General features: G+C 71.5%; 20 protein-coding genes. 7 read left to right on the top strand and 13 right to left on the bottom strand.

Features of this window, described 5'->3' with window-relative positions; genetic code table 11:
• Positions 1 to 25: 25 nt before the first annotated feature.
• From STRVI_RS12755 to STRVI_RS12700, 12 genes are all read right to left on the bottom strand, one after another.
• On the bottom strand, positions 26 to 1,579 hold the full coding sequence (locus STRVI_RS12755; protein WP_014056057.1) for an acyltransferase domain-containing protein: 1,554 nt from the start codon (positions 1,577 to 1,579) through the stop codon (positions 26 to 28).
• Positions 1,580 to 1,868: 289 nt separating this feature from the next.
• Entirely contained in the window at positions 1,869 to 3,242 is a 1,374-nt protein-coding gene (locus STRVI_RS12750; RefSeq protein WP_014056056.1) for an NAD(P)/FAD-dependent oxidoreductase, read from the bottom strand.
• An 81-nt stretch (positions 3,243 to 3,323) separates the two neighbouring features.
• Complete coding sequence (locus tag STRVI_RS12745; RefSeq protein ID WP_014056055.1) at positions 3,324 to 4,787, bottom strand: MFS transporter; 1,464 nt, start codon at positions 4,785 to 4,787, stop codon at positions 3,324 to 3,326.
• A gap of 92 nt (positions 4,788 to 4,879) precedes the next feature.
• Positions 4,880 to 5,182, bottom strand: coding sequence for a response regulator transcription factor (locus STRVI_RS12740; protein WP_063644240.1), 303 nt, complete (start codon positions 5,180 to 5,182; stop codon positions 4,880 to 4,882).
• A 189-nt stretch (positions 5,183 to 5,371) separates the two neighbouring features.
• A complete protein-coding gene (locus STRVI_RS12735) occupies positions 5,372 to 6,199 on the bottom strand; it encodes an IclR family transcriptional regulator (RefSeq protein WP_014056054.1) in 828 nt (275 codons plus the stop codon).
• A 162-nt stretch (positions 6,200 to 6,361) separates the two neighbouring features.
• Complete coding sequence (locus STRVI_RS12730; protein ID WP_014056053.1) at positions 6,362 to 7,195, bottom strand: ABC transporter ATP-binding protein; 834 nt, start codon at positions 7,193 to 7,195, stop codon at positions 6,362 to 6,364.
• Positions 7,188 to 8,123 (bottom strand): ABC transporter permease, encoded by a 936-nt coding sequence (locus STRVI_RS12725; RefSeq protein WP_014056052.1) that lies wholly within the window; start codon positions 8,121 to 8,123, stop codon positions 7,188 to 7,190. The genes STRVI_RS12730 and STRVI_RS12725 overlap by 8 nt, the downstream gene beginning before the upstream one ends.
• 79 nt (positions 8,124 to 8,202) lie before the next feature.
• The gene (locus STRVI_RS12720) at positions 8,203 to 9,075 is read right to left on the bottom strand and encodes a glycosyltransferase family 2 protein (protein WP_014056051.1); all 873 of its coding nucleotides are present in this window, start codon (positions 9,073 to 9,075) and stop codon (positions 8,203 to 8,205) included.
• 11 nt (positions 9,076 to 9,086) lie between these two features.
• Positions 9,087 to 9,878, bottom strand: coding sequence for a CDP-alcohol phosphatidyltransferase family protein (locus STRVI_RS12715; RefSeq protein WP_014056050.1), 792 nt, complete (start codon positions 9,876 to 9,878; stop codon positions 9,087 to 9,089).
• Positions 9,844 to 10,917 (bottom strand): iron-containing alcohol dehydrogenase family protein, encoded by a 1,074-nt coding sequence (locus STRVI_RS12710; RefSeq protein ID WP_014056049.1) that lies wholly within the window; start codon positions 10,915 to 10,917, stop codon positions 9,844 to 9,846. The genes STRVI_RS12715 and STRVI_RS12710 overlap by 35 nt, the downstream gene beginning before the upstream one ends.
• Positions 10,905 to 11,657, bottom strand: a complete 753-nt coding sequence (locus tag STRVI_RS12705; RefSeq protein ID WP_014056048.1) for a sugar phosphate nucleotidyltransferase — start codon at positions 11,655 to 11,657, stop codon at positions 10,905 to 10,907. The genes STRVI_RS12710 and STRVI_RS12705 overlap by 13 nt, the downstream gene beginning before the upstream one ends.
• Complete coding sequence (locus STRVI_RS12700; protein ID WP_251982890.1) at positions 11,654 to 14,005, bottom strand: DUF5941 domain-containing protein; 2,352 nt, start codon at positions 14,003 to 14,005, stop codon at positions 11,654 to 11,656. The genes STRVI_RS12705 and STRVI_RS12700 overlap by 4 nt, the downstream gene beginning before the upstream one ends.
• Positions 14,006 to 14,273: 268 nt before the next feature.
• Between STRVI_RS12700 and galE the strand changes: the two genes are divergently transcribed.
• The 3 genes from galE to idi all read left to right on the top strand — a co-directional run bounded on the left by galE (position 14,274) and on the right by idi (position 17,670).
• Positions 14,274 to 15,260, top strand: coding sequence for a UDP-glucose 4-epimerase GalE (gene galE, locus STRVI_RS12695; protein ID WP_014056046.1), 987 nt, complete (start codon positions 14,274 to 14,276; stop codon positions 15,258 to 15,260).
• 810 nt (positions 15,261 to 16,070) lie between these two features.
• On the top strand, positions 16,071 to 16,994 hold the full coding sequence (locus tag STRVI_RS12690) for a cation diffusion facilitator family transporter (protein WP_014056045.1): 924 nt from the start codon (positions 16,071 to 16,073) through the stop codon (positions 16,992 to 16,994).
• Between the two features lie 64 nt (positions 16,995 to 17,058).
• Complete coding sequence (idi, locus tag STRVI_RS12685; protein ID WP_014056044.1) at positions 17,059 to 17,670, top strand: isopentenyl-diphosphate Delta-isomerase; 612 nt, start codon at positions 17,059 to 17,061, stop codon at positions 17,668 to 17,670.
• On the opposite strand, the gene STRVI_RS12680 is transcribed toward idi, so the two are convergent.
• Positions 17,645 to 18,151: an ATP-binding protein gene (locus STRVI_RS12680; RefSeq protein ID WP_014056043.1), complete on the bottom strand. Its 507-nt coding sequence runs from the start codon at positions 18,149 to 18,151 to the stop codon at positions 17,645 to 17,647. The two genes, idi and STRVI_RS12680, sit on opposite strands and share 26 nt — an antisense overlap.
• Before the next feature lie 351 nt (positions 18,152 to 18,502).
• Between STRVI_RS12680 and STRVI_RS12675 the strand changes: the two genes are divergently transcribed.
• From STRVI_RS12675 to STRVI_RS12665, 4 genes are all read left to right on the top strand, one after another.
• Complete coding sequence (locus tag STRVI_RS12675; protein WP_014056042.1) at positions 18,503 to 19,261, top strand: enoyl-CoA hydratase/isomerase family protein; 759 nt, start codon at positions 18,503 to 18,505, stop codon at positions 19,259 to 19,261.
• A 147-nt stretch (positions 19,262 to 19,408) separates the two neighbouring features.
• A complete protein-coding gene (locus STRVI_RS12670) occupies positions 19,409 to 20,272 on the top strand; it encodes an SCO6745 family protein (protein ID WP_014056041.1) in 864 nt (287 codons plus the stop codon).
• Between the two features lie 317 nt (positions 20,273 to 20,589).
• Complete coding sequence (locus STRVI_RS52610; protein WP_014056040.1) at positions 20,590 to 20,730, top strand: LPFR motif small protein; 141 nt, start codon at positions 20,590 to 20,592, stop codon at positions 20,728 to 20,730.
• 141 nt (positions 20,731 to 20,871) lie between these two features.
• Positions 20,872 to 23,193 (top strand): Tex family protein, encoded by a 2,322-nt coding sequence (locus STRVI_RS12665; RefSeq protein WP_014056039.1) that lies wholly within the window; start codon positions 20,872 to 20,874, stop codon positions 23,191 to 23,193.
• The last annotated feature ends 135 nt before the right edge of the window (positions 23,194 to 23,328 follow it).

Here is a 23,328-nt window from a genome sequence, read left to right as displayed (position 1 = left end):
CTTCTGCGACGAGAGGGTGGGCGCTTCAGCCCGTGGCGGAGGCGGGCGCATGGGCCCCCTGGTCGTTCATCTGCTGCAGCACAAAGTCGGTGATCTTGCCCATGGTGTTGTAGGTGGCCAGCCGGAAGCCGGACTCGCGCGGCGGCAGCCCGTACCGACTGGAGACCCTGGACAGGAGCTCGACCTGCTTGACGGAGTCGACTCCCAGCTCGGCCTCCAACTGCACCTCGTCCTCGAAGACGTCCTCGGGGTATTCGAGCGCCTCGGCGTAGAGGGTCCGCAGCTCATCGAAGAGCTGCTCGCGGTCGTACTCCTCCGGCCGCGGCTCGGACGAGGCCGAGGCCGACGCCGACGGGGCCGGGGCCGGGGCAGCCGGTGCGGGCTCGGGCTCCGCGGTGGCCTTGGCAGCGGGCTCGGGCTCGGGCTCGGGGCGCCCGGCCTCGGCGGACTTGCGGAAGGCGTCCAGTTCGGTGCGGACCAGCTCCAGCACCATGTGGCCGCGCTCGCTCCAGTACGCCGCGAAGACGTCGGAGGGCACCGAGGGGGCCAGCAGCTCGGCGAGCCCGCCGCGCTCGGGCGCGGCCAGACCGGCCTCGCGCAGCGCCTCGAGGGTTCCGTCGAGCGCGAGCCGTCCGCCGGTCAGGGCCAGCGTGGGCAGCGACCGCACCTCGGAGCCATCGGTCACCTTGGCGACCAGCTTGGAGAGCGCGGCGCGCCCGCCCGCCTCCACGAACACCTCGGCGCCGCTCTCCCGCAGATGCCGTACGGCCGCGGCGAACCGCACCGGCCGGGTGAAGTGCTCGGCCAGCAGATCGGCGAGCACATCGCCCGGCTCGTAGTAGCGCTGCAGGATCGGCGAGTAGACCGGGCGGTTCAGCGGATGCTGGTCCAGCTTCCGAACGTAGGCGGCGAACTCGGGGGCGGCGGGGGCGAGCGCCGGGGTGTGGAAGGGGAAGGGGGTGTCGATCTCGATGGCGCCCACGTCAAGCTGTCCGGCGATCGCCACGACCCGGTCCAGGATTCCGGCGGGGCCGCTGACCACGGTCTGCTCGTCGTGGTTCTCGGTGGCGACGGCCAGCAGCGGCTCGTCCACCAGCTCCAGCAGCTTGCGGGTGCGCTCGGCGCTCGCGGCCAGGGCCACCATGCGGCCGTCGACACCGCCCTGCCGCTCGATCACGGCGACGCGCCGGGCGACGATCCGGACCCCGTCCTCGGCCGAGAACGCCCCGGCCGCCACCAGGGCGGTGATCTCGCCGAGGCTGTGCCCGGCCAGGACGTCGGGGGTGGCGCCCTGGGCGGCGAGGATCTCGTAGGCGGCCAGGCCCGCGCCGTAGATGGCGACCTGGGAGGCCCAGGGGTCGTTGTCGAGCAGATCGCGCAGATCGGCCTTGCGCTCGCCGAAGAGCACCTCGGAGATGCGGCTGGCGTAGAGCTCCTCGGTCACGGCGTCGAGCCGCTCGAAGACCCGGCCGATCTGGGGATGGCGCTCCTTCGCCCGGCGGAGCGCCTCGCCGTCGAAGCCGCCTTGTCCGGGGAAGAGAAAGGCCGTGGTGACGCCTGTGGACGGATTGCTGGACATGCCGATGCCTCCATGAGTGGGGTGGTGACGGTGAGTGAGGTGCGTCACCCGCGCGGGTGACGCGGCGCTGTGGGCGGCCGATGGCCGTTGTGAGATCGCGGCCGTGCCGTGTGGGCGTGCCGCGGGAGAGCCGGGCCAGGGGGTGTCCGTCGCGTGGCAGGGGCTTCGCCCCTGGACCCCGGGGTCTGGGGCGGGGCCCCACCACGCGGCGGAGCCGCATATCAATGCTGTGGGAAGGGGCGGGGAGGGGAGCGGCCCGCCGCAGGCGTCACGATCCGTCGGACACCCCCTAAGCGGCGCCGGCGGCCGGGGAGTCGAGCAGGAAGGTGCCCATGCTCCCGAGGTTGGCGGCGATCAGCCGGTCGGCGAGCCGGGTCGCCGGGGGCAGATGCCTGGGGGCGCCGCGGACGAGCCAGCGCACCATCCGGATCTTCCAGCCCGGCTCGGGGCCCGGCGGGATGTGCTCGAAGAGGGCGTGGATATTGGCCGGGGAGTAGAACTCGGCGGGCGGGACGATCGTGGCGAACATCCCGACCATGCCGCTGCCGTGGTGCGGGCTGCGCGCCATCGCCCGGATGAACTCCAGCTCCTCGCGGTTGTAGTCGCCGATCGCGGCATGGTCGCGGGTGTACCGGAAGTGGCCGCCCACCAGGGCGTCGCGGCGCCGGGCGTAGTCGGCGAGCGCGGCGGCGAGGTCACGGTCGCCGGACAGGGCGGGCTCCACGGCGTCCACGAGCAGTTCGGCACCGCGCAGGGAGTCGGTGATACCGGCGGCGGTGATGGGGTCGCGGGTGTAGCCCGCGTCGCCGACGAGGGCCCAGCCGGGGCCGTGGCAGTGGCGCAGGAAGTTGGGGACCGCGCCGGTCATCCACTTGTCGACGCGCCGGGTCTCCCGCAGCCGCGCCGCGAACTCGGGGTCGACGTCCTCGTAGGCGGCGATGACCGTGGCATCGCGCTCCTGGTCGGGGGACGCCTTGAAGTCCCCCACCGGCAGGGCCACTCCGACGATGGTGAGGCCGTCGTGGGTGGGCCAGGTGAAGGCGTGCTGATGGCGGTGGCGGTAGGTGCGCACCTTGCCGTCGTGCGGCAGATCGGCCCAGTACGACCAGTGGCTCTTGTTGAGCACCGGGTGGGAGTCGTACTTCTCGGCCCCCACCAGCCGGGCGACGGTGGAGTTGGAACCGTCGGCGCCCACCACCAGCCGGGCGTGCTCGATGAGGGGAGTGCGGTCCTCGGTCTCGGCCCGGACGCCGATGACGGTGCCCTGGGCGTCGGTCAGCAGTTCGCGCAGCGCGACCTGTTCCCGCAGCTCCGCCCCGGCCTTGACGGCGGCCTCAAGGAGGATCTCGTCCAGCTTGGCGCGCTCCGGGGAGTAGGCCTCGGCCACGCCCTCGACGGCGGGCAGCTTGGCCATGAGCTGGACGGGGCCGCTCTGCAGACCGTACGAGTGAATGGGCGGGCAGCCGGTGGCCGCCACCTCGTCCAGCAGTCCCCAGCGCTTCAGCCGGAGAATTCCCGGGGGGTGGACCAGATTTGTGGCGGCCCCCTTGCCGCCGGGGAATTTGGCCCGGTCCAGGAGAAGGACCCGGTATCCCGCTCTTGCCAGGAGCATCGCCGTCGATGCCCCACTGATGCGCGCTCCTACCACAATGACGTCGTACATAGCGACCCCCATACCCAACGGTCACCCGGGATCCGGGGGCCGGTGGATCATCTTTTTCGCTCTGTCTTCGCTCTGTCGAATTTAGTTGCGCGACCGACTCGGGAGGTTTCCCGTGTAGGAATCCTCGGCGGCTCCCGAAGAAATCACCTTCGTTTCGCCGGGTACGGTGCGGCCGCGCGGTGCCGTGAGAATGGCCAGACAGCCGAGGGCGGCGATTCCGGCGCCGATCCAGGCGGCGGGTCGCAGCCCGTCCACGAATTCCTGGGGCGAGCCGTATCCGCCCAGTGTGGTGAATACGGAGGTGAGCACCGCGACGCCGAGTGCGCCGCCGAGCTCCCGGAAGGTGTTGTTGGCGCCCGAGGCGATTCCCTGGTCGCGGGGTGCGACGATGCTCATCGCCATTTCCGCGACGGGCGAGAAGAACAGCCCGAGGCCGATTCCGCCGAGCACCAGACCGGGCACCTGGTCGGCGTAGGCGGTGTCCGCGCTGACCACGGACGCCAGCCAGCCCAGCCCCACGGCCTCGAACAGCAGGCCCGCGGCGACCACCAGACGATTGCCGAGCCGGGCGGTCAGCAGCGCCGCCAGCGGGGCGACGAGGACCGGCATCGCCGTCCACGGCAGCATCTTCACGCCCGCCTCCAGCGGCGAGAAGCCCTGGATGTTCTGCATGAACTGGGTGAGCAGGAAGACCAGTCCGAACATGGCCGCGAACATCAGCAGGCTGGCCGCGTTGACCGCGCTGAACGCGCGATTGCGGAACAGCCGCATCGGCAGCATGGGTTCGGCGGTGCGCAGCTCCCAGCCGACGAAGAGCGCGAGGACCACCAGGCCGCCGGCCAGGAAGCCGATCACCCGGCCGCTGGACCAGCCGTGTTCGGTGGTGGACACCAGCGCGTAGACCACGCCGAACACCCCGAGGCTGACCAGGACGGTGCCCACCGGGTCGAGCGAGGTGTCCGGGCGGGTGGACTCGGCCAGCTTCCAGAGGCCGAGCACCAGCACCAGCACGCCGATCGGCACGTTGACCCAGAAGATCCACTCCCAGGAGATCTTCTCCACCACGGCCCCGCCGATCAGCGGGCCGAGCGCGACCGCGAGCCCGCTGAGGGCGCCCCAGACGCCCAGCGCGAGACCGCGCCGGCGCTCGGGGACGGCGACGGTCAGCAGCGTCAGCGTCAGCGGCATCACCACGGCCGCCCCGAGGCCCTGTACGGCCCGGGCGGCGATCAGGGTGTCCGCACTGCCGGACAGCGCCGCGGCGGCGGAGGCCCCGGTGAAGACGACGAGGCCGGCCAGGAAGACCCGGCGGCGCCCGAACCGGTCCCCGGCGGCCGCACCGGCCATCAGGAAGACCGAGAAGGTGAGGGTGTAGCCGTTCACCGTCCACTCCAGGTCCTGGAGGCTGGTGCCCAGGTCCTTCTGGATGGCGGGCAGCGCGGTGATGACGACGAGGTTGTCCAAGGCGGCCATGAAGACGGTGAGTCCGGACACCACCAGCGTCCACACGGGGTTCATTACGCTCGGGCCGGAACGGTCAGACATGAATACCTTTCCTATGACGGCGCGTTTGGTGTGCGACGGGTTCGTTCAAGTCGATATCCGGCCGAGGGATAAACGGGCAGACACGGACAACGCTATCCGGCCACGATCCTCCCGGGAACTGTACTTTGGTACAGGTGCCGGTAGCTGAGGGCGACGAGACCGGCCTGCAGCCTCGATTCCACCTGCAGTTTCGCGAGTATTGACGCCACATGCGCCTTCACCGTGCGCTCGGTCACCTGGAGCCGCAGTGCGATACGGCGGTTGGACCACCCCGCGCCGAGCAGCGCAAAGGCCTGGGCCTCCCTGACCGATAACAACGGCACACGCTCAAGCTCCCGCGTCCAGTTCGGTGCGGGAATATCGGGCACGACGGCAAGACCGCCCCTGTCGGACACGGTGACGTTTCCCCCTAGTGTGCGGCGCGTAGAGCCGCCGCTCATGCAAGAATCAGACTGGATTGCCCTCTTGATTATTGCGGCCGTACACCCGTACGAGTCAAGGATTTCCGACCCTTTCTCGCCTCGCGAGAAAGGGCTGGTGAAGCGCGGGGAATGCGCTTCACGTTTACTCGTGTTACCGTAAATTTACTTCAGTCTCGAATCATTTTCATCCGGCTCGGCCGGACTGCCACGCCCCAGATCGGCCAGCGCCGCCGCCGTCTGCTCCACCGCCCCGATGACGGTCACCGGACACCGCGTCATGACCTGTTTGGGCTTCATCACCAGCACCGAGCCCATCACCAGCCCGTCCCAAGTGACCGGCGCCGCACACTCGTTCCACCCCGCCGCGCACTCCTCATGGCCCAGCGCGTAGCCCCGCGTCCTGATCCGGTCCAGCGAGGCGAGAAGCCGCGCATCGTCCCGGAAGGCCCCGGGGCCGGCCTCGGCGGGCACCGGCCGGTCCAGCACCTCCGACTGGATCGTCTCCGGCAGATACGCCAGGATCGCCCGCCCCGCGGCGCCCACCCGCAGCGAGTGCTCGACGGTCTGCACCGCACGGGGCGTCATCCCCAGCTCCGTCAGATCGGAATCGCCCACGGCCATATCGGCGCACTGCCGGTGGGCGCCGCCGAACGGCGCCAGCAGATAGAGGAAGGCCAGCCCCCCGGTGGCCCGGCGCAGCGCCTCCAGCAGAGCATGGGCGGCCTCCGGCGCGGGCGAGTGGGCCAGCGCCTTCAGGCCGAGCTGCGGGGCCGCCGAGCCCAGCCGGTACAGCCCCCGGCCCTCGCGGACGAAGATGCCCTGATGCACCCCGGACTGCAGAATCCGGTAGACGGTCGAATCGTCCAGCTCCGCCGCTCTGGCCAGCGCCCCGGGCCCATGGGCCCGTCCGCCGAGCTGGGTGAAGGCCCGCTGCACGCGGAACACCCTCTCGGCATGGCTGCTTCCGCCCACGGCCCCGTTCTTGGCCACCCCGTTAGCCCCCCGTGCAGATTCCCCCGTTGCCCTGCCCAACGTGCCATGCGTCCACACCCATTCCCGATGCGGGGCAGATGGTCCGGTTGTGGACAACAAGGCCCCGCCGGGTTGCCCGGCGGGGCCTGATGGTTTATGGAGTCGGCGTTCGCGGAGCGACTACTTGCCGGTCTCCTTCTCGTACGCCTTGATGACCTCGTCGGTCGGGCCGTCCATCAGCAGCTCGCCCTTCTCCAGCCACAGCACCCGGTCACAGGTGTCCCGGATCGACTTGTTGTTGTGGCTGACGAGGAAGACCGTGCCGGCCTCCTGGCGGAGCTCGCGGATACGGGCCTCGGAGCGCTTCTGGAACTTCCGGTCGCCGGTGGCCAGCGCCTCGTCGATCATCAGCACATCGTGGTCCTTGGCCGCGGCGATGGAGAAGCGCAGCCGGGCCGCCATACCGGAGGAGTACGTGCGCATCGGCAGGGTGATGAAGTCGCCCTTCTCGTTGATGCCCGAGAAGTCCACGATGTCCTGGTAGCGCTCCCGGACCTGCTCACGCGACATGCCCATGGCCAGACCGCCGAGGATGACGTTCCGCTCACCGGTGAGGTCGTTCATCAGCGCCGCGTTCACACCGAGCAGCGACGGCTGGCCATCGGTGTAGACGCTGCCACGCTCGGTGGGCAGCAGCCCCGCCACGGCCTTGAGCAGGGTCGACTTACCGGAGCCATTGGACCCGATCAGGCCGATCGACTCGCCCTTGTACGCCACGAAGGTGACCCCGCGCACGGCGTGCACCTCGCGCATACCGGGGGAGCCCTTGCGGCGCATGATGCGGCTCAGCGCTGCGGTGGCGCTGCCGCGCCCCTTGGGGCCGCCATTGACGCGGTAGACGATATGCACGTCGTCGGCGACGACGGTGGGCTCCCGCGACGGTGCGGGAGCCGCCTGGGCGGTCTGCTCCGCCTTGGCAGCCTCGGCAGTCTTGTCCAGGGTTCGCTCAGCCACGGCCGTACTGCTCCTCTGCCTTCCAGAAGTACACAAAGCCTCCGGCGCCGAAGAGAACCGCCCAGCCCAGGGCCAGCGCCCAGACGTGCGGCGGCAGGTTCGCCGAGGTGTAGTCGTCGATCAGCGCGTACCGCATCAGGTCCATGTAGACCGCCGCCGGGTTCCCCAGCATGGCGTCCGACATCCACTTGCTCGCCCCCGCGTGCTGGAGCGTACGGGCGAGGGGGAACATCACGCCGGACGCGTACATCCAGGTGCGGAGAATGAACGGCAGCAACTGGGCGAGGTCCGGGGTTTTGGCGCCCATCCGGGCCATGATCAGCGAAAGGCCGGTGTTGAAGACGAACTGCAGCGCCAGCGTGGGAATGATCAGCAGCCAGGCGAAGGACGGGTAGTGGCCGAAGCCCACCAGCACGATGACCAGCACGATCATCGAGAAGAGGAGCTGCTGGAGCTGCTGGAGCGAGAACGAGATGGGGAGCGAGGCGCGGGGGAAGTGCAGCGCCCGCACCAGCCCGAGGTTTCCGGAGATCGCCCGTACACCCGCCATGGCCGATGCCTGGGTGAAGGTGAAGACGAACACACCCGTCACCAGGAACGGGATGTACACGTCGTTCTCCATACCGCGACTGCTCTTCAGCAGCAGGCCGAAGATGAAGAAGTACACCGCCGCATTGAGCAACGGGGTCGCCACCTGCCACACCTGGCCCAGCTTCGCCTGGCTGTACTGGGCGGTGAGCTTGGCCGACGAGAAGGCCAGGATGAAGTGACGCCTGCCCCACATCAGGCGGATGTACTCACCAAGGCCCACCCGGGCGCCGCTCACCGACAGCCCGTACTTCGCTGCCAGCTCGGCCGGGGACAGGCCGTCGTCGGCTGACGGCGGGGCACTCACGGCTACCGCACCGTCGTGCGTAGTCTCGCTCACAGTTGACACTTTCGTCTTCAGGGTGCGCTGAGCGGGGCCGCGCCCCGGGTCGCGCCCGATGCTCTTCGATACGAGCTTGTCAGATGACAGGAGGTCGGCCCAGTCGGGTCAGGCGCCATACCGTACGCCACTTCATAGGTCGGCGTGGACCACACGGTGTCTTCCAGCCCTCCCGGAAGCCCCCGAACCACGCCCGAAGTGCGGTTTTCGACGGACGCCTGGCCAGCGTGAGCAGCAGCCAGACGCCCAGATAGACGGGCACGAGCGGCGCAGGAAGGTTACGCCGGGCCAGCCAGACCCGGTTGCGGGCCACCATCCGGTGGTAGACCGCGTGCCTGCTCGGCGCGGTGGTCGGATGGTGCAGCACCATGTCCGACCGGTAATCGATCATCCAGCCGGCGTCCAGCGCCCGCCAGGCCAGATCGGTCTCCTCATGCGCGTAGAAGAAGTCGTCGGGCAACCCTCCGACCTGCTCGAACACCGTGGTACGGACCGCGTTGGCGCCCCCCAGGAAGGTGGTCACCCGGGAGGAGCGCAGCGGGTCGGAGGCACGCAGCCGGGGCACATGGCGACGCTGGGTGACGCCGGTGTCGGGGTCGGCGATGCGGAACGAGATGATGCCCAGCTCCGGATCGTCGGCGAACGCCCGGCGGCACAGCTCGGCCGTGTCGGTGCCCGGCAGCAGCCCGTCGTCGTCGAGGAAGAGCAGTACGTCGACGTCCGAGCCGCCGGGTCCGAACGCCTCGATGCCGACATTGCGGCCCGCCGGGATGCCCACGTTCTCGGGCAGCTCGATGGTCCGTACGCCCTCGGGGAGCGCGGGCAGCGGCGAACCGTTGCCCACGACGACCACCTCGACCGGGTCGCCGTCCTGCTTGGCGACCGAGTCGAGGAGTTCGCGCAGTTCCTCGGGGCGATTGCCCATCGTGAGGACGACCGCTCCGACCTTCATGGCGCTCACGCTCACTTGAGCCTGCTCGACGCGAGGATGGACACGAGGTGAAGAAGGGTTTGCAGCAGGGCGATACCGGCCAGTACGGCAACGCCCAGCCGGGTGAAGAACAGGTCCCCGCGCACCTGGTCCACGATCGCCACCACGAGGATGAGCAGCGACGCCTCGACCCCGAGGACCAGCCGGTGGAACTTCAGCGCCGCGGCCGCCCTGCGGGCCAGCGCCACACCGGACGAGCGCGGCTCGGCGGCCGCCTCCTTGACCGGCGGCAGACCGCCCTGGTGCCGGGCGACCCCGACGAGGTCGGTCTCGGCCTTGATCAGGATGGCACCGAGCGCGGCGAGGGTGCCGAGGAACGCCCACAGCCAGTCGATCCGCCCGGAGCCCCACAGGTCGGCGGCGCGCAGACCGAAGCCGACGAGCACCGCGGCGTCGCACAGGTAGGCGCCGACCCGGTCCAGATACACCCCGCCCAGCGAGAACTGCTTCTTCCAGCGGGCTATCTCGCCGTCGACGCAGTCCAGCAGCAGGTAGAGCTGGACCATCAGCACCCCGAGCACGGCACCCGCGATCCCCGGCACCAGCAGGGCCGGGGCGGCGAGGGCGCCGAAGACGGTCATCAGATACGTGAGCTGGTTGGGCGTGACCCGGGTGTTCACCAGGTGCCGGTCGCAGCGCAGCGAGATTTCCCGCATGTAGAGGCGCCCGGCCCAGTGCTCACCGCTCCGCCGGTCCTTGACCCCTGCGGGGTGGACGACCGGGCGGAGTTCAGCCACTGATGGCTTGACTGACTGCTTTGGCATAGTCGGCGTATGCGTCCCTGATCGCGTCGGTTGAGAGGTCGAGGTGCTCGATGATCGTGTAGCGGCCGGGGCGCGTCTTCGGAGCGAACTCCACGACCTGGACGAACTCGTCCACGGTGAAGCCGATCTCCTCGGGCAGCACGGGCAGACCGTGCCGGTGCAGCACCTCGGCCATGTGTTCCGACTCCTCGTGCGCCCCGCGCAGCCGCATCGCGAAGGCGGCGGCCAGGCCGCACTGCTCGCCGTGGCTGGCGGCCCGCTTGGGGAAGAGGAGGTCGAAGGCGTGGTTGATCTCGTGGCAGGCACCGGAGGCCGGGCGGGAGTCCCCCGCGACCGACATGGAGATGCCGGTGAGCACCAGTCCCTCGGCCAGCACCTGGAGGAAGCCGTCGTCGCCGACCCCGCCGGGGTGGCGCAGCACGGCCTCGCCCGCCTGGCGCGCCATCGCGGCCGCGAGGCCGTCGATCTGCTCGCCGGTCTCGCGGTGGGACAGCTCCCAGTCGGCGACCGCGGAGATATTGGACAGGGCGTCGCCGATACCGGAGCGGACGAAGCGGACCGGCGCCTCACGGATCACATCGAGGTCGATGACCACCGCGATCGGGTTGGGCACCCCGTACGAGCCGCGTCCGGCGTCGTTGTCGAGGGTCGCGACCGGCGAGCACAGACCGTCGTGCGAGAGGTTGGTGGCGACGGCGACCAGCGGAAGGCCGATGCGCGCCGCGGCGAACTTCGCACAGTCGATGATCTTTCCGCCGCCCAGCCCCACGACCGCGTCGTAGTGCCCCGACTTCATGGCGTCGGCGAGCTCGATCGCGTCATCCAGCGTGCCGCCGCCGACCTCGTACCAGCTCGCGCCCGGCAGCGCCGGTGACAGCCGCTCGCGCAGCAGGGCACCGGAGCCGCCGCTGATGGCGATGGCCAGCTTGCCGGAGGAGGAGATCCGCTGGTCGGCGAGGACCCCCGCGAGATCGTCCAGGGCGCCCGCGCGGATGTCGACGACGAGCGGCGAGGGGATGAGCCTCGTCAGTACTGGCACGCGATGTCACGGCCCTTCGCCAGATCGTCGTGGTTGTCGATCTCGACCCACTTGACGTCGCCGATCGGAGCCACGTCGACCTTGAAGCCGCGGTTGACCAGCTCCTGGTAGCCGTCCTCGTAGTAGAGGTCGGGGTCGCGCTCGAAGGTGGCCTTCAGCGCGTCCGCGAGATCGGCGGCGGCCTCCCCCTCGATGAGGGTGACGCCGATGTACTCACCGGTCGCCTCGGCCGGGTCCATCAGCTTGGTGATCTTCTGGACGCCCTTGTCGGGGTCGGCGACGACCTTCATCTCCTCGTCGGCGAGCTGCTTGACCGTGTCCAGGGCCAGGATGATCTTCTGGCCGTTGCCGCGCGCGGCCAGCAGAGTCTTCTCGACGGAGACCGGGTGCACGGTGTCGCCGTTGGCGAGGATCACGGTGTGCTGGATCGCGTCACGGGCGCACCAGAGGGAGTAGGCGTTGTTCCACTCCTCGGCCTTGTCGTTGTCGATCAGCGTGAGCTTGAGGCCGTACTTCTGCTCCAGGGCCTCCTTGCGCTCGTACACGGCCTCCTTGCGGTAGCCGACGACGATGGCGACCTCGGTCAGACCGATCTCCGCGAAGTTGCCGAGGGTCAGGTCCAGGACGGTGGGCTCGCCTTCCTTCCCCTCGGGTCCCACTGGCACCAGGGCCTTGGGAAGCGTGTCGGTGTAGGGGCGCAGACGCCGTCCGGCGCCGGCCGCGAGCACGAGGCCGATCATGCGGGTTCTCCTGTTTCGTCGTGTACGGCGGGTGCTCCTGAGGACACCCAGAAGCGGATGCTCTCGATGAGCACCGCCAGCGCGATGACCGCCGCCAAAGCAGTCAACGCGATGGTGAAACCTTGGTTCTGGTGGTGCAGCAGGGCAGCGGCGGCCGTGACCACCACCGTCCGCCCCTCGTGCCCGCCGATCGCCCGCACCAGCCGGCGCGGGGGTGCCCCCGTGCCGCCGCGGATGCGGTACACCGTGTCGTAGTGATGGTAGGCGACTGCCGCAACCAGCCCGAAAGCAGCGGGCAAAGCGCCGTTCACCTCCGCGTAAGCCGCCAGGATCAGGATGGTCCCGTATTCGGCGGCGCGGAAGAGTGGCGGCACGAGCCAGTCGAGGGGGCCCTTGAGGGGCGCGGCGACGGCGACGCCCGCGAGGACCGCGTAGAGCACGGCGCATCCGACGGGCACCCAGGAGCCGAAATCGGCGGCCGCGGTGCCGGCCAGGACGGCGGCGGCACCGAGGGCGGCCGAGAGCGGGGCGAGGTACGAACTCGCCTTGCGGGGCGCGGCCTTGGCGACCAGCTCGGCCGGCGGACCGGAGTCCGCGAGCTCGGCGAGGGCGTGGGCGGCCCGGTCCGTGCGCTTCGCGCGGCGGGTCAGCGAGCGCAGCACCCGGCCGGCGGTGGTGTAGCAGGCGGCCAGCGCACAGCCGATGAGCAGCACATAGAAGGTGATACGGGGCGTGGTGACCGCGGTCAGCACGGCGATCATCGCCCAGCGCTCACCGATCGGCAGCACGATCATGCGGCGCACCCAGACCGTCCAGCCGACGCTGTCGAGGCGGCCGGAGAGGGCGGCGGTGGGGCTGGTGTTGCCGGTGGCGTCGTGGTTGGCCTCGTTGAAGGCGAAGTCCACGACATGGCGGCAGGTCTGGAGCACCATCGCGCCGAGCGCGAGCGCCCATACGTCATCACCGCCGCTGCCGCCGTCGGCGCGGGCGGCACCGAGGGCGAGGCCCGCGTAGTACGCGTACTCCTTGGCCCGGTCGAAGGTGGCGTCCAGCCAGGCGCCGAGCGTGGAGTACTGCAGCGAGTAGCGGGCGAGCTGTCCGTCGGTGCAGTCGAGCACGAACGAGGCGATCAGCAGCACACCGGCCGAGACGAACCCGGGCCGGGTGCCGGTGGCGGCGCAGGCCGCCGCGATGAGGGCGGTGAGGAGGGAGGCGGTGGTGACCTGATTGGGGGTCAGCCCGCGCCGGGCGCACCAACGGGCGATGTAGCGGGAGTACGGGCTGATGCAGTACGTCGTGAAGAAGCCGTCCCGCGCCTTCACGGCGGACCGCAGCCGCACCCGCTCGTCGTCCACCGCGGCCACGGCGTCGCACGCCGCGGCCCGCGCCTCGGCGTCCGCGGGTACGTCGGCCACGAGCACACCGAGCTCGGGGCGGTGGACGGCGACGCCTTCGGCGTCGAGGGCGGCGGCGAGGTCGTCCACGCTGGAGTGGGCGTCGGCGACACCGTGCATGGCCGCCTCCACGGCCACGGACCGCGACGGTGCGGCGAAGCCGTCGGCGGCATGCCCTGCGCCGACCGTCTCACCGGCCCGCGTGGCGGGCCCGGGAGCCACGGCGTCCGCGTGTACGCCTGCGGCGGCGGCGCGGTCCGGCGAGGCCCCGTGCGTGGCCTCGCCGGGTGCGGCGGCAGTGGGCGAGTCGGTGGCGCCGAGGGCGGTGGCGGCTCCGGACGGCCGCGTCCGGCTCCGGCTTTCGGCGTACTCGCCCGACGCGTGTGCCGCGTCGGGCGCACGCATGACGGCGTCCGCCCGATCGGCGGCCCCCGAAGCCACGGCCGCTCCGGGCAGGTCCGCGTCGCCGCCCCTGGCCTCCGCGCCGGGGCCCGGGGCCGAGCCGAAGAGCGGCTGCGCCTCGCTCGCCCGGTCGGGCACGGTGGCGGGCACCACTGTTGGCGCGGCCTCGCGCTCCAGGCTCTCGGCGGAGCCGAGGGCCTGAGCGGGGGCGGCGGTGGGCGCCCCACCTCCGTTCCCGTAGGTCCGCGCGGTGGCGGCCGTAGCCGTCACCGCGCGGATCAGCGCCGTACGGGCTTCGGGCTGGACGCCGAGCGCGCCGCGCACCGCGGCAGCGGGGAAGCGGGGGTCGGTGAGGGCCAGCCGCAGGGCATGGACATGGCCGACGAAGCGGGGGTCCACGAGGGCCACCCGTTCATGCGCCGGGACGGTGGTGAGCTCCGCCGTGACCGCGGCGGCGTCGGTCGCCGTACGCACGTCGAAGCCCAGCGATCGCAGACCGTCCTCGAGGGACGAGCCGGCGACCGGCGCACCGGTGAGAATCGCGGTCGACAGACGAACTCACTCCTTGGCAGCTGACATGGTGGCCGCGCCGCTGATGGCACTGGCCGGGGCCCTCCGGGCCATGGGCATCGCACGCCTTGACCCCACGGGGCCGGCGGCACGTCCGGCAGAGGCTATCGGATTGATGGAAGCCGCCGTTCACCGCGCATTCACCACACGATCGGGGGAACGGCCACTTCCGTGTGCCGCGGATCATCATGGTGGATGGCTGCTGTCCTCCACAAACGGCGACCGCCCCGCCACGGATAGGGTGCGGGGCATGACATGGCTGATCACAGGTGGTGCCGGATATATCGGGTCGCATGTCGTGCGGGCGATGGCCGAGGCGGGCGAGTCCGTGGCCGTGCTCGACGACCTGTCCAGCGGGGTCCGGGCGCGGCTGCCCGAGGACGTACCGCTGGTCAGCGGCTCCATCCTGGACCGTGAGCTGCTGGACCGCACCCTCGCCGACCTGCGGGTGACCGGTGTGGTGCATCTCGCGGCGAAGAAGCAGGTCGGGGAGTCCGTGGAGCAGCCGCTGCGCTACTACCGCGAGAATGTGCACGGGCTCACGGTGCTGCTGGAGGCGGCGGTCGCGGCCGGTGTCAGCCGCTTCCTCTTCTCCTCCTCCGCGGCCGTCTACGGCATGCCCGATGTGGAACTCGTCACCGAGGACACCCCGTGTCTGCCGATCAATCCGTACGGGGAGACCAAGCTGGCCGGAGAATGGCTGGTCAGAGCGGCGGGCGCGGCCCACTCCCTCTCCACGGCCTGTCTGCGCTACTTCAATGTGGCGGGTGCCACGCGCCCCGAGCTGGCCGACACCGGAGTGTTCAACATCATCCCGATGATGTTCGAGCGGATCACCGAGGGAGAGCCGCCCCGGATCTTCGGTGAGGACTACGACACCCCCGACGGCACCTGTGTCCGCGACTACATCCATGTCGAGGATCTGGCCTCGGCCCATCTGGCCGTGGCCCGCCGGCTGGCCACGCAGCGGGCGCCGGGCGATCTCACGGTGAACATCGGCACCGGTCAGGGCGTCTCGGTGCGCGAGATGTCCGATCTGATCGGGGAGGTCACCGGCCGCCCGGAGCTCACCCCCGTGGTCGGGCCGCGCCGTGCGGGCGATCCGGCCCGGGTCGTCGGATCCACCGAACTGATCGCCAAGGAGCTGGGCTGGAGCGCCCGGCACGATGTGCGCGCGATGGTGGAGTCGGCCTGGGAGGGCTGGTGCCTGCACCACCCCGAGGCCCGGCGCGGCTGAGGGGGTACCGGCGGCGCTGCCCGGACTCTGGCGTGGCTGACCGGGCGCCGCGTCAGCCGACCAGGCACGGCGGCGCCGGCCGGGCACCGATGCCGCTGCCCGAGCACTCGTGCCACTGCCCGGGCATCCGCGCGGCCAACCAGGCACCGGCGGCGCCCACCAGGCCCTGGCGCCGCGCTGCCCGGACTCTGGTCCGACTGACCAGGCACCGCCTCAACCGACCACACACGGCGGCGCCGGCCGGGCACCGACGCCGCTGCCCGAGCATCCGCGCGGCCAACCGGGCACCGGCGGCGCCCACCAGGCCCTGGCGCCGCAGACCGGACTCTGGTCCGACTGACCAGGCACCGCCTCAACCGACCACACACGGCGGCGCCGGCCGGGCACCGACGCCGCTGCCCGAGCATCCGCGCGGCCAACCAGGCACCGGCGGCGCCCACCAGGCCCTGGCGCCGCAGACCGGACTCTGGTCCGACTGACCAGGCACCGCCTCAACCGACCACACACGGCGGCGCCGGCCGGGCACCGACGCCGCTGCCCAGGCATCCGCGCGGCCAACCAGGCACCGGCGGCGCCCACCAGGCCCTGGCGCCGCAGACCGGACTCTGGTCCGACTGACCAGGCACCGCCTCAACCGACCAGGCACGGCGGCGCCGGCCGGGCACCGACGCCGCTGCCCAGGCACTCGTGCCGCTGCCCGGGCATCCGCGCGGCCAACCGGGCACCGGCGCGGCTGATCCGGCCGCGCCCCGGCGCCGTAGTTCACTGGGGAGCAGGGGGCCGCGCCGCCGGGAGGAGGGCCCTACGCACATGGGCGCAGGTCATGACCACGCGCGCGGCCACACCACCGCCGGCGGCGCCCACCGGTGGCGGCTGCGGATCGCCCTGGCCATCACGCTCACGGTGATGGCCGTGGAGATCATCGGCGGTCTGCTCGCCGACTCCCTCGCCCTGCTCGCGGACGCCGGCCATATGGCGACGGACGCGCTCGGGCTCGCGATGGCGCTGCTGGCGATCCACTTCGCGGGCCGTCCCCCGAGCCCGCACCGCACCTACGGCTATGCCCGCGCCGAGATCCTGGCGGCCCTCGGCAACTGTCTGCTGCTGTTCGGCGTCGGCGGCTACATCCTCTCCGAGGCGGTGCTGCGGTTCCTCACCCCGGCCGCCACCGAGGGCGGGCTGACCATCGTCTTCGGCGCCGTCGGCCTGGCGGCGAACCTGGTGTCGCTGGCCCTGCTCAGGGGCGGCCAGCACACGAGCCTGAACGTCCGGGGCGCCTTCCTGGAGGTCGCGGCGGACGCGCTGGGCTCGGTCGCGGTGCTGGTGTCCGCCGGGATCATCCTCGCGACCGGCTGGCAGACGGCCGACCCCGTCGCCTCCCTGGTGATCGGCCTCATGATCGTCCCGCGGACGTACAAGCTGCTGCGCGAGACGCTGAACGTGCTCCTGGAGGCGGCGCCGCGAAATGTCGACATGGCGGCCGTACGCGCCCACATCCTCGGCCTGCCCGGGGTGGAGGGGCTGCACGATCTCCACGTGTGGACCATCACTTCGGGAATGCCGGTGCTCTCCGCGCATGTGGTGGTCGCCCCCGGGGCTCTGGACGCGATCGGCCACGAGCGGATGCTGCACGCCTTGCAGGGATGTCTGGGGGACCACTTCGACGTCGGGCACTGCACGTTCCAGCTCGAACCGGGTGGGCATGCTGATCACGAAGCCAAGCTGTGCCACTGACACAGACAGGGGGCACATGTGCGGCAGACTTGGATGTTCACGAGTCGGAACTATGAGGATGGTCATGCCGATCACACCTGCCAACGGCGCCTCCGCCGAGACCGCCGCGCCCTCCGCGCCGAGCGGTTCCGCAGACCCGATCATGCTCGAGCTGGTCGACGAGGACGGTACGACGATCGGCACCGCGGAGAAGCTCTCCGCGCATCTCGCGCCCGGCAGGCTGCACCGGGCGTTCTCCGTCTTCCTCTTCGACGACCGGGGGCGGCTGCTGCTGCAGCGCCGTGCGCTGGGCAAATACCACTCCCCCGGGGTCTGGTCCAACACCTGCTGCGGCCACCCCTACCCCGGTGAGCCGCCCTTCGTGGCCGCCGCCCGGCGCACCGGTGAGGAGCTGGGCGTGGCGCCCGTGCTGCTGCGGGAGGCGGGCACCGTCCGCTACAACCACCCCGACCCCGCCTCGGGCCTGGTGGAGCAGGAGTACAACCACCTCTTCGCCGGACTGGTGCGGGCGACCCCGCGCCCGGATCCGGAGGAGATCGGCGAGATCGCCTTCGTCACCCCCGATGAGCTGGAGAAGCTGCGCGACGAGGGACCGTTCTCGGCATGGTTCATGACCGTGCTGGACGCGGCCCGCCCGGCGGTCCGGGAGCTCACCGGGACGGCGGCCGGCTGGTAGCCGCGCCGGGCAGCGGAAGGGCGGCCCAGACGATCTTGCCGCCGCTCGCCGTGTGGTCGACGTCGTAGACCCCGCCCGCCGCCTCCGTGATCGCCGTCACCAGCAGCAGTCCACGCCCGCCGGTCCCGCCCTGGTCCGCCATCAGCGCGACCGGCCGGTAGGGGTGGTTGTCCTCGACGGCGATCCGGACCCAGTCCCGGCTCAGGGAGACCTCGACGGCGAGCTCGGGGGAGAGCAGTGCGGCATGCCGTACGGCGTTGGTGACCAGCTCGGAGACGATCAGAAGCAGACTCTCCACCAGTTCGTCGTCGACCGGCACCCGCTGATGGGCCAGCAGATCGCGCACCGCGTGCCGGGCCTGGGGCACGGAGGAGTCCAGGGCCGGTGCGGTGAACCGCCACGTACCCTCGTAGGCGGCCGGTGGTGGGGCGGGTGGTGGGGCGTGTCCCACTTCGGAGGGGACTCTCCCGAGGATCTCCATGTCCGATACCCACCCCTCGCCGCGCCCGACCTCTCATACCGAGTGTTGAGAAGCGCTGGTACGGACCGATGGAGTACGCACAACTTGACGCTTATCGAGCGTTTTTGATCGTTGGCGTATGCCACGGTCACGCGCTCGACTGTTCCTGCTCGCCAGGGTTCCGACCATGGTAACTCTGCCGTGACCGCCCCGAATGCCCCGGCCCCGCGCCTGTCCCGCCCCGGCCCCGCGCCTGTCCCGCCCCGGCCCCGCGCCTGTCCCGCCCCGGCCCCGCGCCTGTCCCGCCCCGGCTCCGCTCCGGCCCGGATGCCGTCGAAGGCGCCCCCGCGCGGCCCGGATACGATCCGCCACATGGAGCCCTGTCTGGAGCACGAGGTCGCCGACGGCATAGCGACCGTCGTCATCCGCCATCCCGCCAAGCGCAATGCGATGACCCCCGGGATGTGGCGCGCGCTGCCCCCGCTGCTGACCCGGCTCGCCGCCGACCCCGCCGTCCGGGCGCTGGTGCTCACCGGCGAGGGCGACACCTTCTGCGCGGGCGCCGACATCGGCTCGCTGAGCGCCACGTACGAGGAGTCCACCGGGCTCGCGCTGCCCGCCGAGGAGGCGCTGGCCGCCTTCCCCAAGCCGACCCTGGCCGCGGTACGCGGCTACTGCGTGGGCGGCGGCTGCCAGCTCGCGGCCGCCTGCGATCTGCGGTTCGCCGAGGAGGACGCCCGCTTCGGGATCACCCCGGCCAAGCTGGGCATCGTCTACGCCCCCAGCTCGACCCGCCGGCTGGTCGAGCTGGTGGGACCGGCCACCGCCAAATTCCTGCTGTTCTCGGGCGAACTGATCGACGCCGAACGGGCGCTGCGCACCGGGCTGGTGGACGAGGTGCTGCCGGCGGGCGGACTCGACAAGCGGGTGGCGGAGTTCACGCGGTCGCTGGTCTCGCGGTCACAGCTCACCCAGGCGGCGGCCAAGGAGTTCGCGGCCGGGCCCGTCGAGCCGGACCGGGCGGCGTACTGGCGGGAACAGGCACGGCACAGCGAGGAGGCCGGCGAGGGCATCGCCGCCTTCCTGGAACGCCGCACCCCGCGCTTCCGCTGGACCCCACCGGCCGGATGACCCCGGCGGAAAGATGGCCGGATCGAGCGGGCCGATGGGGGTTGGAGGGGATCGCGACGGCGTAAGGGTGGCCGGATCCCGCGGGCCCGATGGATCTTGGGGATACCCGGGCTACCGGGGGTCACTACCTGTCGGTAGCGTGCGGCCATGACCACACTTCCCGAGCTTGCCGCCCGTCGCTGTTACAGCGTCGTCAACCCGCTCCACTCCGCCATCTACTTCGCCCCCGACTTCGGCCAGGAGCTTGCCAAGTTGGGCCTGGAGGACGGCGCGGCCGCCTACTTCGTCGGGCGGGCGGCGCCGATGGGCCGGGCGGGCGCGGGCACCATCACCGCGACCTTCTTCAATTTCAGCCATGACCTGATCGCCCGCCACATTCCGGCCGCGTGGGACGTGGTCTCCCCCGAGGCCGCCCTTGAGGCCCGGCTGCGGGCCGCCGACTCGGTGCTGCGGCGGGTGCTGGGCGAGGACGTCATCGCCTCCAAGGAGATGGCCGAGGCCGCGGAGCTGGCGCTGCGCGCCACGGAGGCGTGTTCGCGCCCGGCGCGCCCCCTGTACGCCGCCCACGCCGATCTGCCCGTCCCGGACGCCCCGCATCTGGCGCTGTGGCACGCCGCCTCGCTGCTGCGCGAACACCGCGGCGACGGCCATCTGATGACCCTGGTCAGCGCCGAGCTCGACGCGGTCGAGGCGCTGGCCTCCCACACCGCGACCGGGCAGGGCATGTCCACCAAGTGGATCCTGCGCACCCGCGGCTGGAGCGTCGAGGAGTGGGAGGCGGGCCGGCAGCGGCTGCGCGACCGGGGGCTGCTCACCGCCGACAACGAGCTGACGGAGGCCGGTGAGCGGCTGCGCCAGCACCTCGAGAAGGAGACCGACCGTCTGGACGCGGCGCCGTACGAGCACCTGGGCGCCGAGGGCGTGGCCCGGCTGACCGAACTGGCCACCGCCTTCTCCACCACCGCCCGCGAGAACGGCGCCTTCCCGGCGGACCTCCGCGGCAAGAGCTGACGGTCGGCCGACAGGCCGCCCGACGGGCCCGCCACGCGCCCGTGCCGCGCCCCCAGAGGGCCTTCCCAAAAGGCCTTCCAGGGGGACGCGGCACGGGCGCGACCCGTCCGGCCGTCGGCCCGGCACGGGACCGCCCATGCCGGACGGAGTTTGGCAGGAGCACATCGGGATACCCGTTTGTCGTGCGCGATCGGCCGTCTGACAACCGGGCGCCCACACCGCGCGCCGCGTACGCCGGCACCAGCCCGTGCGCCGCGTAGCGAAACGGTGCCTGGCGGCCGCCGCCGAGCCGCCACCGACCGACAGGAGGTATCCCCGTGTTCCGTGCCATCGCCGACGTGCTCCGTGCCATCGGTGCCGCCATCGCGACCGTGGTGACGCTCCCCTTCCGCGCCCTGGCCCGCCTCTTCGGCGGTGCCTCCGACGCGGCGAGCGGACCGCGCCGCAGGCGGGTGTGATGACCGTTTCCGGCTGATACCGGTGTCCGCCCGCTCCGTATCCCGACCCTCCCGGCCCGCCGAAAGCGTCGGCCGCGACCGCTTCGTCAGTGCCACCTGCCACAATGCAGGAGCAGTGCATACCGAAAGCGGAGCGTGATCGTGACGACGTCCATCGAAGGCAGGATCGCCGAGGAACTCGGCGTACGGGAACGGCAGGTCAAGGCCGCCGTCGAGCTGCTCGACGGCGGCTCCACCGTGCCGTTCATCGCGCGCTACCGCAAGGAAGCGACGGAAATGCTCGACGACGCGCAGCTTCGCTCCCTGGAGGAGCGGCTGCGCTATCTGCGGGAGCTGGAGGAGCGGCGCGCCGCGATCCTCGAGTCGATCCGCTCCCAGGGCAAGCTGGACGAGGCGCTGGAGGCGCAGATCCTCGCCGCGGACTCCAAGGCCCGGCTGGAGGACATCTACCTCCCCTACAAGCCCAAGCGGCGTACGAAGGCGCAGATCGCCCGCGAGGCCGGGCTGGAGCCGCTCGCGGACGGGCTGCTGGGCGACCCGACCGTGGAGCCCACGGCCGCCGCGGCGGCCTTCGTGGACGCCGAGAAGGGCGTCGCGGACGCCACCGCCGCGCTGGACGGGGCGCGCGCCATCCTCACCGAGCGGTTCAGCGAGGACGCGGACCTCATCGGCGAGCTGCGTGAGCGCATGTGGGAGCGCGGCCGGGCGGCCACCAAGGTGCGCGAGGGCAAGGAGGAGGCGGGCGCCAAGTTCGCCGACTACTTCGACTTCGCCGAGCCGTTCACCGAGCTGCCCTCGCACCGGGTGCTGGCGATGTTCCGCGGGGAGAAGGAGGAGGTCCTCGACCTCACCCTGGAGCCGGAGGAGCCCTCCGAGGAGCCGGGCCCCACCTCGTACGAGCGCTCCATCGCCCACCGCTTCGACATCGCGGACCGCGGCCGTCCCGCCGACAAGTGGCTGGCCGACACGGTCCGCTGGGCCTGGCGCACCCGCGTCCTGGTCCACCTCGGCATCGATCTGCGGCTGCGGCTGCGGCAGGCCGCCGAGGACGAGGCCGTCCGGGTCTTCGCCGCCAACCTCCGCGATCTGCTGCTCGCCGCCCCGGCGGGCACGCGCGCCACGATGGGCCTCGACCCCGGCTTCCGTACAGGGGTGAAGGTGGCCGTGGTCGACGCGACCGGCAAGGTGGCGGCCACGGACACGATCTATCCGCATGTCCCCCGCAACCAGTGGGACCAGGCCCTCGACAAGCTGGCCGGGCTGGCGCGTGAGCACAACGTGGACCTCATCGCGATCGGCAACGGCACGGCGTCCCGCGAGACCGACAAGCTGGCGGGCGAGCTGTGCGGCAGGCATCCCGAGCTGAAGCTCACCAAGGTGATGGTCTCCGAGGCGGGCGCCTCGGTGTACTCGGCCTCCGCCTTCGCCTCACAGGAGCTGCCGGAGCTCGATGTCTCGCTGCGCGGCGCCGTCTCCATCGCGCGCCGGCTCCAGGATCCGCTGGCCGAGCTGGTCAAGATCGATCCGAAGTCGATCGGCGTCGGCCAGTACCAGCACGACCTGTCCGAGGTGAAGCTCTCCCGTTCGCTCGACGCGGTCGTCGAGGACTGTGTGAACGGTGTCGGGGTGGACGTCAACACGGCCTCCACCCCGCTGCTCAGCCGGGTCTCGGGCATCGGCACCGGCCTCGCGGAGAACATCGTCTCCCATCGCGACGCCAACGGCCCGTTCGTCAACCGTAAGGCGCTCAAGGACGTGGCCCGGCTCGGCCCCAAGGCCTATGAGCAGTGCGCGGGCTTCCTGCGCATCCGCGGCGGCGACGACCCGCTGGACGGGTCGAGCGTGCACCCCGAGGCGTATCCGGTGGTACGCCGGATGGTCACCAAGGCGGGCGGCGACGTGTCCACCCTCATGGGGAACACGACGGTGCTGCGGGACCTGCGGCCGGACGAGTTCGTGGACGACGCCTTCGGTCTGCCGACGGTCACCGACATCCTCAAGGAGCTGGAGAAGCCGGGCCGCGACCCGCGTCCCGCCTTCAAGACCGCGACCTTCAAGGAGGGCGTCGAGAAGATCGGCGACCTGTCGGCCGGGATGATCCTGGAGGGCGTCGTCACCAATGTGGCGGCGTTCGGGGCGTTCGTCGACGTCGGTGTGCACCAGGACGGCCTGGTGCACGTCTCCGCGATGTCCAAGACGTTCGTCAAGGACCCGCGGGATGTGGTCAAGCCCGGCGACATCGTCCGGGTGAAGGTCCTCGACATCGACATTCCGCGCAAGCGGATCTCGCTGACGCTCCGGCTCGACGACGAGGCGGGCGCCGCGTCCGGCGGCGGCCGGGACCGCAACCGCTCCGAGGACACCCGCGGCCAGCGCGGCGGAGGCCGCGACGCGGCCCCGGTGAACGGCGCGATGGCCGACGCCCTCCGGCGGGCGGGCCTGCTCGACCCGAAGAAGCGCTAGCCCTCCGGGCAACACCGGATTCGCCTCCGCCCGGCCCCGCCATGACGGCGAGGCCGGGCGGAGGCTGCTTTCCCCTACCCGCCCCTTCCCGGCTCCTGTCGATATGCGGCTCCGCCGCGCGTGGGGCTCCGCCCC

Origin of the sequence: Streptomyces violaceusniger Tu 4113 (assembly GCF_000147815.2) — a bacterium.
GTDB classification, from domain to species: domain Bacteria; phylum Actinomycetota; class Actinomycetes; order Streptomycetales; family Streptomycetaceae; genus Streptomyces; species Streptomyces violaceusniger_A.
The sequence above is the reverse complement of the archived record's forward strand: the minus strand, read 5'-3'. Positions and strand labels throughout refer to the sequence as shown.